The organism is Achromobacter maghribensis (assembly GCF_057334215.1).
This window is the reverse complement of record NZ_JBHFII010000029.1, coordinates 1-10,676: the sequence shown is the minus strand read 5'-3', so window position 1 is coordinate 10,676 and position 10,676 is coordinate 1. Positions and strand designations below refer to the sequence as shown.

Genomic DNA, 10,676 nt, shown 5'->3' with positions numbered 1-10,676 from the left:
CCAGCGACCGGACTTCGGCGACCACCACCGCAAAGCCCTTGCCTTCCTCACCCGCGCGGGCCGCTTCCACCGCCGCGTTCAGCGCCAGGATATTGGTCTGGAAGGCGATGCCGTCGATGACGCTTACGATGGCTTCGATGCGGCCGGCGTCCTGCGCGATTTCGCGCATGGTGCTGACTGCTTCCTTCACCGCCAGGCCGCCGCGCTGGACCACGTCGCTGGCGGTGGCCGCCATCTGGTTGGCCTGCCGGGCGTTTTCGGCGTTGCTGGTGACGGTGGACAGCAACTGCTCCATGCTGGCCGCGGTTTCTTCCAGAGACGCCGCCTGCTGCTCGGTGCGGCTGGACAGGTCCTGGTTGCCGGCGGCGATTTCGCTGGAGCCCGCGTTGATCTCGACCACGCCGTCGCGCACGGCGTGGACCGTGCGCACCAGGCTGGCCTGCATCTCTTGCAGGTAAGGGATGATCTGGCCGACGCAGTTGTTGCCATACGGCGCGATGGGCGTGGTCAGGTCGCCCGTGGCGATCCGTCGGAAATGGCCCTTGATCGAATCCAGCGGTTGCCGCACGAACGTCACGACGTAGCGGTCGCCCAACGCCAGCAGCAACAGGCAGACGCCCAGCACGACGCCCATTCCGATGTAGGCCTGCTGGCGCTTGGCGGCGGCTGCTTCCCACAGCAACGTTTCGCGTTGCTTGGCATAGGCCTCATAGCTTTCGATGCTCTTGCCGAATGCACGGCTGGCCGTCACGACGGCGCTGGCCGCATGCGCCCGGGCGCGGGCGATGTCGCCGGCTTCCAGGTGCTGGCGCTGCACGGCGATGCCGCCCGTGACAAGCGCGTTGAAACCGGCCTGCATGGATTCCAGGACGGCGGGCGGGGCATCCTTCTGCGCCAGGTCCACAAATATCGCTTGCTGGCGTCTGGCTTCGTCCAACGCGGCGTCGATGCTGCGTCCTTCTTCCGCGGCCTGCGCGGTCTGGCCTTCGCTGGCGTACTCCAGCTGGCGCGACAGCCGCAGCCGCGCGCGCATGATTTGATCGTTGACCCGGGACAGGGCAGAGACTTCGTGAAGGAGTTCGTTGCTGGCGGTGAGCGCTTCGCCCGCGCTACGCAAGCCGTTGACGCTGATGGCTGACAGGCCAGTGAGCAAGGCGCTGATCATGAGCAGGGTGCACAGGATCATGCGGCGGATGGTGATGTCTTTCAAGAACTGTGTCATACGAGTCGTATCCCCGATACAGCGAGTGCTGCACCAGCAACAACGACCCGGCTTCACCGATATTTAGCAGCTGTTTCACAACTTACGAATATATCCGCTAGATGCCCGTATATATCGAAAAATAACGCAACATTGTTGCTCGTTAGCGTTTTCACGCGGCGAAACGCAAGCGGGAAAAACTGGCGATGCAGGCCAGCGCGGCGCACAAACCGCCCAGCCACAAGGCGGCGATCGCGCCGTGTGTCGTGGACACATGGAAGCAGGCGGCCACCAGCGCCGCGCCGCTGGCTTGCCCCAGCAGGCGCACGGTGCCGATCATGCCGCTGGCGCCGCCCGCCCGCGAAGCAGGCGCCGACGTCATGATGGCGCGCAGGTTGGGTGATTGGAAAAAGCCGAATCCCGCGCCGCAGATGGCCATGCGCCACGAGATGTCCCAGGCCGACGGCGCGGCGGGCATCAAGGCCAGCAATACCATCCCCAAGGCCAGCAGCGCCAGGCCGACGCCGCCCAGGATGCCGGCGGGATAGTGGTCGGACATGCGTCCGGCGATCGGCGCCATGATGGCCACCACGACGGGCCAGGGCGTGATCAGGAAACCCGTGTGCACCTGGCTGTAGCCCAGCACGGACTGGAACAGGAAGGGCAACGATACGAATGCCAGCGCCTGCGCCGCGAAAGCGCAGACGGCGGTGGCGGCGGACAAGGCGAACAAGGGGCGGCGCAGCAGGTCCACCGCCAGGATCGGCGCGGGATGGCCCGCCTGCCGGCGCATCAGCAGCCACAGGCTGGCGATGGCGCCGCCCCATTCCAGCGCGATGCGCGGCCACGGCGCGCCGTGCGCCAGTTCGTTCGAGCCCAGCACGAACAGGCCAAGCGTCAGCGCGCACAGCAAGGCAGCGAAGCCGTCGAAGCCGTGCGGCGCGCGGGCGGTTTCCGGCAGGCCGCGCAGGGCCAGCACGGCGGCCACGATGCCGATGGGCACGTTGACCAGGAACAGCCAGTGCCACGATCCCAATAGCAGGATGGCGGACGCCGCGGTGGGGCCGGCCGCGAACGACAGGCCGACCACCATCGCGTTCAGGCCCAGCCCACGGCCCAGCATGTGCGACGGATAGATGAAGCGCAGCAATGCGCCGTTTACGCTCATCACGCCGGCCGCGCCCAGCCCTTGCAGGATGCGCGCCACCACCAGCACGGGCAACGACGGCGCCAGGCCACAGGCCAGCGACGACACGATGAACACCACCAGCCCCACGATGTAGACGCGCCGGTGGCCCAGGATCTCGCCCAGGGCGGCCGCGGGCAACAGCCCCGCCACCATGGCCAATTGATAGCCGCTGATGACCCAGATCGATCCCGCGTCGCTGGCTTGCAGGTCGCGCGCGATGGTGGGCAGGGCGGTATTGGCGATGGCCGTGTCCAGGCTGGCCATGCAGACCGCCAGCATGACGGCCAACAAGGCGCCCAGGCGTTCGGTGGCGGGCAGGCCGGCGCCAGCCGGATAGACGGTATTGCGGGAGAACGAGAGCATGGGGCGGGGTGGGGCGAGGCGTCCGGACGGAGCATCCGGAATCAGGAAAACTGATTCTAATGCGGCATCGGAATTCAACGCTTCGTCAGTAAGGGGCGCGGCCGCGCAGCATGTCGGTCAGTTCGGCGTAGCAGCGTTGCACGGCGGCGCGGGCCTGCGTTTCGGGGGCGCGGGTCATCAGGCAGATGCGGCGCGTCATCTGCGGGCGTTGCACGGGCACGATGGCCAGGCCATCCAGCCGCTGGCCTTGCGTGTACAAGCGCGAGATCAGGCCCACGCGCAGCCCGGCCCGCACCAGGCTGTAGAGCGTGTCGGTGTAGTTCAGGGTGTCGGTGGCGGCCAGGCCGGCGCCCTGCTGACGCAAGGTGGATACGATCATCTCGTAGGTGCTGCCGCGCGACAGTACCGCCAGCGGCTCGTGCTTCAAGTCCTGCCAGGTGACGGCGCTGCGGCGCGATAGCCGGTGCGTGTCGGCCATTACCGCGACCAGTTCGTCTTCGGCAACGAAGGCGGCGGTCACGCCGGGCATCAAGCCGAAATCCAGCCCCAGGCCGATGTCGAGTTCGCCGTTGTCCAGGGCGGCCATCAGTTCATCGTTCAAGTGGTCGCTCAAGATCAGCACGGTCTCGGGATGCCGCAAGCGCCACTGCGCCACGGCGGGCGCCAGCAGATGCATGGTGGACGGAATGCAGCCGATGCGCACCGTGGCGGCCTGCGTGTCCAGCAGGCGTTGCAGGTCGTCAGTGCCTTGCGTGTAGGTATTGAGCAGCCATTCGATCTGCGCCCGGGCGGCAAGCCCCGCCGGGGTCAGGCGCACATGATGCGTGCTGCGTTCAAACAACGCCACGCCCATCAGCGTTTCCAGCTCGCGGATTGCCGAGGACAGGGCGGGCTGGCTCAGCGCCAGGGCCTGGGCGGCGCGGCTGAAGCTCGCGTGCCGGGCCACTTCTTTGAATCCGCGCAGCTGGCGTAGCGTCGGCTGGCGCGGCGGCGTGGCCGGGCGGTCCGGCTCGGGGCGCTTGGTCATAGATTTACCTGATGAATCTATAAAAATATACCATTTCAGTTATTACCCAGAGCTGCGTAGGATGGCGCCGTCGCCTCCTTGCGCGCCCCGCCTTTCGCGCGCGTACCCGTCCCGTTCGCCCTCATCATGCTCAAACGCCTGTTCCTGTCCGTGTCCGCGCTGGCGGCCGCGCTTTGCCTCGCCCCTGCCGCGTGGGCCCAGACGCCCTGGCCCGGCGCGAAGCCGTTGACGCTGATCGTGCCGTTCAGCCCGGGCGGCAACGTGGACACGACGGCGCGCCTGGTGGCGCAGAAGCTGTCGGAACGGCTGAACCAATCGATCATCGTGGACAACGTGGCGGGCGCGGGCGGCGTGCTGGGCGTGGCCCGCGCCACCCATGCCGCGCCCGACGGCTACACGCTGGTGATGGGGTTCGACGGCCCCATCAGCGTGGCCCGGCTGATCAATTCCGCCGTGAAGTACGACGCCGAGAAAGACCTGGCACCCGTCGCCCTGGTGACCACCGCGCCCGTCGTGCTGCTGGCTCGTCCGGGCCTGCCCGTGAACGACATGGGCGAGCTGATCGCCTTGGCGCGGGCCAAGCCGGACACGCTGACGTATGCGTCGTCGGGGGTTGGCACCGTACTGCACCTGTCGATGGAAGTGATGCAGGACCAGGCCAAGGTGAAGCTGGTCCACGTGCCCTATCGCGGCGGCGCGCAGATCACCAACGATGTGATGGGCGGCCAGGTGGACCTGGGCTTGCTCGTGACCACCAGCGCCACGCCGCTGGTGCGGCAGAACAAGCTGCGCGCGCTGGGCGTGACGTCGGCCGCGCGCGTGGCCACGCTGCCGGGCGTGCCGGCCTTCGGCGAAACGGCCCAGTTGAAAGGCTTTGAACTGAACACCTGGATGGGCGTATTCGCGCCCACCGGCACCGACCCGCAAATCGTGCGCCAGCTGAATCAGGCCGTGAACGCCGTGCTGCAGCTGGACGACGTGCAACAGCGCCTGGCCGAAGGCGGCGCTATCGCCGGTGAAGGTTCGCCGGAGGACTTTGCCGAATTCCTGAAAAAGGAAAAGGCCGTGTACGCGCACATTGTGAAAAGCGCCAATATCCAGCAGGAATGATGCTGCTGACTTCCCAAGGATGTGCCACGACATGAACGATTCCGCGCTGGGGCCCGTGCTGCCTGAAATCCGGGCGATCCAACAAGAGATGGTGGCGCTGCGCCATCGGATTCATGCGAATCCCGAACTGGCCTACCAGGAGGTCGCCACCGGCGATCTGGTGGCCGAGCGCCTGACGGCCTGGGGCTACGAGGTGCACCGCGGTCTGGGCGTGACCGGCGTGGTCGGCACCTTGCGCCGGGGATCGGGCGCGCGCCGGCTTGGCCTGCGCGCCGACATGGACGCCCTGCCCATTCACGAGACCACCGGCCTGCCTTATGCAAGCCAGCACCCCGGCAAGATGCATGCCTGCGGGCATGACGGGCACACCGCCACCCTGCTGGCCGCGGCCCGGGCGCTGGCGCAACGCGCGCAGTTCGACGGCACCGTGCACCTGATCTTCCAGCCCGCCGAAGAGGGCCACGGGGGCGCGCAGAAAATGATCGCCGACGGGTTATTCGATCGCTTCCCGTGCGACGCCGTGTACAGCTTCCACAACGAGCCCGGTTATCCGGCCGGGCACTTCGGCTTCCGGTCCGGCGTGATGTATAGCTCGTCCGACACCGTGGTGTTGACGGTCAGCGGCGTGGGCGGGCACGGCGCGATGCCGCACGTTGCCGTGGACCCGATCGTGGCCGCCGCCAGCATCGTCCTGGCCCTGCAGACCATCGTGTCGCGCGAGGTCGATCCCAACGACATGGCGGTCGTGACCATCGGCGCCATCCACGGCGGCGACGCACCCAACGTGATCCCGAAGTCGGTGGAACTGCGCTTGACGGTGCGCGCCCGCCGCCCCGAAACGCGCGTGCTGCTGCGCGAACGCATCACCGCGATCGCCACGGCGCAGGCGGCGGTGCACCGTGCCACGGTCAAGGTCGACTACCTGTGGCGCTATCCGCCGGTCGTCAACGACCACGACGCGACCCAATTCGCCGTCGCGGTCGCGCACGAGTGGCTGGGCGCCGAACGGGTGATCCCCGACCTGGCGCCCCTGCAGGCCAGCGACGACTTCGCCTTCATGCTGGAAGCCGTGCCGGGCAGCTACTTCATCGTCGGCAACGGCGAGGGCGAAGGCGGCTGCATGGTGCATAACCCCGACTACGATTTCAACGACGACATCCTGCCGGTGACGGCCAGCTATTGGGTCACGCTGGCAGAGCGCTTCCTGACTGCCGGCTCGCCCGCGTTCTGAACCCGGCGTTTTCCGTATGACCGCTTCCGCTATGCCGCCCGCCGATCGGGCCCCGGCCTTCGACGCCACCACGAACTACTGGCAAGAGATCGTTGCGGCCGACGCGCTGTCCGTTCCGGCCGCTCCGCCCTATTCCCGTGGCTATCCCGCGCGCTTGCCCGATGGCCGCTATCTGGTGCTGCCGCTGCGCGGCGTGCCGGGCGATCCCGACCGTTGCGTCGCGTCCCTGATCGCCAACCACGCCAGCCTGGATGTCGTCGAGACGCTAGCCGGGTTCATGGCCGACCGGGCGCGGGTGTTCGGCGCGGATGAGGTAGTGGGGCTGCCCACGCTGGGCCTGGCGTTCGCGCCGCAGGTGGCGCGCGGGCTGGGCTTCACGCGCTACGTGCCGTTCGGCTATTCCCGCAAGTACTGGTATGACGAAAGCCTGTCCGTGCCGGTGCAGTCCCTGACCACGCCCGAGGCCGGCAAGCGCTTGTATGTCGACCCGAATCTGGCGGGCATGCTGCGGGGCCGCCGCGTGCTGGTGGTGGACGACGCCGTCAGCACGGGGCAGACGATGGCGTCCGCGCTGACGCTGCTGGCGCGCTGCGAAGCCGAGGTGGCGGGCATCGTCGTGGCCATGCGCCAGGGCACGCGTTGGCACGGGCGGCTGGTCGACGCAGCGGGCGTGCCGTTGCCCGTGGCCTGCGCGTTCGAGTCACCGCGCCTGCAGCGGGTCCCGGGGGGCTGGGCGCCTGAAACTCAGGCTTAAACGCGTTCGGGCGCCGGCCGGGGCTTGACCGGCCAGAACAGCGTTGCCGGCCGCTGCCAGATGCGCTGGCGCACGCTGGCGGACAGCGAATCGCGGTCGCCGCGGCGCAGGTTGCGCGAGCGCAGCGCCACATTGAACGCCAGCGCGAAACTCACGCCCACGTTCAGCAGCCCCGTCATGGCGGTGCCCGCCACCGCCATCCAGAACACCTGGGTGTGCACGACCTCCCATCCCAGCGTGCCCAGCGCCGTGCCGATCTGGCCCGCGCTGAGCGTCACGTGGCGAACTTCCACGTGCGGGCCGAAGAAGCTCACGATGGCCGGGCCCAGGCCCAGCATCAGGCCTAGCGACACGTTGCCGGCGATGCCCGAGATATTGCGTTGCCAGAATCCGGCCCAGCGCGCCGCGCCGCGTTCACCGAACAGGTGCCGGGCGCGCCGGTTGTAGGCCATGACGTCATGCACGCGGTGCAGCGCGAACCAGTTGTCGGCCCAGCCGGCGATCAGGCTGGACAGCCACAGCAGCACGCCGGTGGCGGCCGCATAGATGGGCGTCGCACCCCAGATCGAAAACGACGCCAGCGTTTCGTGCGCCTTGTCGGCGCTGATCAACGGCCGGTCCAGGCCGTGCACGGCAATCCATTGCACCGCCCAGGCCAGGGGAAAGACCACGGCCAGGTTGCCCAGGATGGCCGCCGCGTTGGAACGGATCATGGATAGCGTGTCGTCCAGGAACGCGTCGCGACCTTCGGGCGTATAGGCGTCATCCAGCCGATGGGCCAGCGCGGGGCCCGTCATGGCGGGCTGCTTGGTGGCCAGCGTGAAGTGCGCGAAGTGGATGGCGAGGAAGCCGCCGGCGTAGTTCAACGACGCCAGCAGCCCTTCGATGAACTTGTCCAGGTGCAGCGAGACGATGAAGAATTTCAGGTAGACCGTGAACACCATGATGAAGCCGCCGCCCAGTGACGCCTTCAACATCGTCAGGTACTCGGCGGCGTCGCGCGCGATGTAGTGTTCGCCGGTTTCGGCGGTGCGCTCCATGACGCGTCGCGCCAGTTGCGCGAACGACGAGGCGGCCAGGTGCCGGATGCTGCTGCGGGCCTGGGTGGAGCGGATCAGCTCGGCCGTCAGGTGCACGTATTTGTGGCGCTGCGTGGGGTCCACCCACACGCTCAGCAGCAGTTCGATGCGGGCCAGCCGCAGTTTCATGCGTTCGATCTGGAACACCACTTCGACGGATACGCCGTTTTTCTCCAGTTCGTCGTAGACGCCTTGCGTGGCGGTGCGGCAACCGTCCAAGAGCGCGCGGAACATGTTCAGCCGCCGGCCGAACACATCGCGCGGCGTGTCCGGCCCGCTATCGCACAGTTCGGCCGCGGCGGCGGCCAGCGCGAAGAATGGCGTGTCCTGCACGCGGCCGGGCAGGCGCGAGCGGATGTCCTGGCTCAAGCCCGTCGCGCGGACCTGGCTGACCAGCACCTGGATGCTGCTGGTCAGCGCCTGTTCAAGCCGCGGGGCGGGCGGCGCCGGCGCGGCGGGGTCCGCGCGCGCCACGCCGTCGCCGTGGCGGTACAGGGCGCGCATGCGGGCCAGGGTGTCATCGTCCAGCGATTCGATCCAGCGCGCGTCGCCGGCGCGGCGGAAGATCAGCGAGAACAGGCCGAACATGTCGCCGCGGTTGGGCGGTGGAGGCAGCAGCCGCGCCTGCGCGCGCTCCCAGAATTCGCCCCAGAAGCCGGGATGCGAGGCCACGCCCGTATCGCACAGGAGCGAGGTGGGGTCGTTGTCGGCCACCAGCGAACGCAGGGTGGCGGCGACGGGGGCGGCGCGGTCCGGATTGTTTTCCAGCACTTGCAGCAGGTAGCGCAACCGCGTGTGCTGCGGGTGCCGGACGGCATCGGGCGGTGTATCCGACGCCGTGTCGGCGGAAGGGGAAGCCGCCGGTCGGCCAGGGCGGTCCAGCCAGCGGCTTAGATCCACCATCCACAGGTTGCGGTCGGCTAGCGGGGCGTCGGGATCGGTGCTGGACAAGATGATGTCCAGCTGCGGGCCGCCATGCCGCGAGGCCCGCCACTTGCGCCAAAGGGAGGAAAGCATGGGCAGGCCTCGCGGGTCATAGGGATTCGGGGTCTCGGCGCAGGGAGAAGCCTTGCGCTTCGTTCATGGCCAGGTAGCTGACGTTGCGCGACACGACCGGCGGTTTGTCGCCGCTGTGCAGGGCGCGCACTTCGTCCAGCACCATCTTGTCGGCCAGCGTCATGCGATCGATCATGCGCAGGTATTGCATCCAGCTTTCCACCAGGAACACTTCACGCCACACGCCTTCGCGTTCCAGGTCGCGGAACAATTGCCATTGCTGCGCGCCGTTGCGCAGGCGCAGCAGCCGCAGCGGATGCGCGGCGCCGATCAGCGCGGATAGCTTGTCGTGTTCGATCAGGTATTCCACCGCCACCAGGACCGCGCCGTGCTGGGTGTTGAAGCCGGCCGCGGCCATCGCGGGTTCGGTGCTGTCGACGCGCGCCAGGGATTGGGTGTCCACGTGTTCGGGCAGGCGCGAGCGATACAGCAACGCGACGGTGATGCCCAGCATGATGCCGGCGGTGCTGAGCGCGCCGGATACGCCCATGGTGCCTGCGAAGTGGCCCCACATGAACGAGCCCGCCGCCAGACCGCCGAAGATGGCCGTCTGGTAAAGCGCCAGCGCGCGTGCCTTGACCCAGTCGGGCACGAGCATCTGGACGGTGGTGTTGTAGGTAGCCAGCACGCCGATCCAGCAGCTGCCCGACACCAGCAGCGCGGGAAAGACGACCCACAGGGTGCTGGTCAGTCCCAGTGCCAACAGGCAGGCGGCCAGCAGCGCGGCGGCCACGGTGACCAGTCCGCCGGCGCCCCAGGCGGCCTGCACGCGGCGCACGAAGGCGCTGCCCAGGATGGCGCCGACGCCTAGCGCGCCCAGCATGTAGCCGTAGAGCAGGGCACTGCCTTCTTCGTGGTCGTGGGCCAGCAATGGCAGCAGCGCCCACAAGGCGCTGGCCGACAGGCCGAAGGCAAACGAGCGCAGCATGACGACACGCGTCACGGTGGAGTGCTGGGTGTAGCGCAGCGCGGCGACGACGCCTTCGAACAGGCCTTCGGGCGGCAGGCGGCGCACGGGCAGGTCGCGCCGCCAGCGCCAGATCGCCCAGATCAGGCCGCCGTAGCAGAAGCAGTTCAGCAGGAATACCCAGGGCGCGCCCAGGGCGCCCAGCAGCAGGCCGCCGATGGCGGGGCCGACGGCGCGCGCGACGTTGTAGTTGACGCTGTTGAGCAGGACGGCGCTGCCGACGTGGGCGCGCGGAACTTGTTCGCCGACGGCGGCTTGCCAGGCAGGGGTGACGATGGCGCTGCCGATGGCGATGCAAAAGACCGAGGCGATCAGCGTGATCGGATGCAGCAGGCCGGCGAACGCCAGCAGGGTGATGAAGAGGCCGCCGGCCAGTTCCAGCAGCATGCCGGTCAGCATGACCTTGCGGCGGTCGTAGTTGTCGGCCAGCACGCCGGTCAGGATGGACAGGGCAACCAGCGGGAAGGCGGCGGCCACCTGGATCATGGCGACCATCAGGGGGCTGCTCTGTTCGGTGGTGATGATCCAGGCGGCGGCGACGGATTGCGCCCAGGTGCCCAGGTTGGCGAACAGGTTGGCGATCCAGATGATGCGGAACGCGGGGAAGGCGAAGGGGGAAAGCGTGCTGACCGTGAGAGGGGCGGCGGGCGCCGCGGGCGCGCCAGGGGGGAGGTCGGCGGAGGGAGAGACGGGGGTGAG

8 protein-coding genes are annotated in these 10,676 nt (G+C 68.3%); 3 read left to right on the top strand and 5 right to left on the bottom strand.

The annotated features are described in order from the left end of the window. The 3 genes from ACE039_RS12525 to ACE039_RS12515 form a co-directional block, all read right to left on the bottom strand. Positions 1 to 1,222 (bottom strand): methyl-accepting chemotaxis protein (locus ACE039_RS12525; protein WP_485822507.1); only part of this gene is annotated, 1,222 nt, incomplete at its 3' end. 151 nt (positions 1,223 to 1,373) lie between these two features. Beyond that, on the bottom strand, positions 1,374 to 2,753 hold the full coding sequence (locus tag ACE039_RS12520) for an MFS transporter (RefSeq protein WP_313460682.1): 1,380 nt from the start codon (positions 2,751 to 2,753) through the stop codon (positions 1,374 to 1,376). A gap of 85 nt (positions 2,754 to 2,838) precedes the next feature. Beyond that, positions 2,839 to 3,780, bottom strand: coding sequence for a LysR family transcriptional regulator (locus tag ACE039_RS12515; protein WP_485822506.1), 942 nt, complete (start codon positions 3,778 to 3,780; stop codon positions 2,839 to 2,841). A 126-nt stretch (positions 3,781 to 3,906) separates the two neighbouring features. Between ACE039_RS12515 and ACE039_RS12510 the strand changes: the two genes are divergently transcribed. From ACE039_RS12510 to ACE039_RS12500, 3 genes are read left to right on the top strand one after another with little or no spacing between them, the layout of a single operon-like run. Beyond that, a complete protein-coding gene (locus ACE039_RS12510) occupies positions 3,907 to 4,890 on the top strand; it encodes a Bug family tripartite tricarboxylate transporter substrate binding protein (protein WP_310034150.1) in 984 nt (327 codons plus the stop codon). A gap of 31 nt (positions 4,891 to 4,921) precedes the next feature. Next, complete coding sequence (locus ACE039_RS12505) at positions 4,922 to 6,121, top strand: M20 aminoacylase family protein (RefSeq protein WP_485822505.1); 1,200 nt, start codon at positions 4,922 to 4,924, stop codon at positions 6,119 to 6,121. 16 nt (positions 6,122 to 6,137) lie between these two features. Further along, positions 6,138 to 6,875, top strand: a complete 738-nt coding sequence (locus ACE039_RS12500) for a phosphoribosyltransferase (RefSeq protein WP_485822504.1) — start codon at positions 6,138 to 6,140, stop codon at positions 6,873 to 6,875. On the opposite strand, the gene ACE039_RS12495 is transcribed toward ACE039_RS12500, so the two are convergent. Next, complete coding sequence (locus tag ACE039_RS12495; protein ID WP_485822503.1) at positions 6,872 to 8,971, bottom strand: site-specific recombinase; 2,100 nt, start codon at positions 8,969 to 8,971, stop codon at positions 6,872 to 6,874. The two genes, ACE039_RS12500 and ACE039_RS12495, sit on opposite strands and share 4 nt — an antisense overlap. Before the next feature lie 16 nt (positions 8,972 to 8,987). Next, positions 8,988 to 10,676 (bottom strand): MFS transporter (locus ACE039_RS12490; RefSeq protein WP_485822502.1); only part of this gene is annotated, 1,689 nt, incomplete at its 5' end.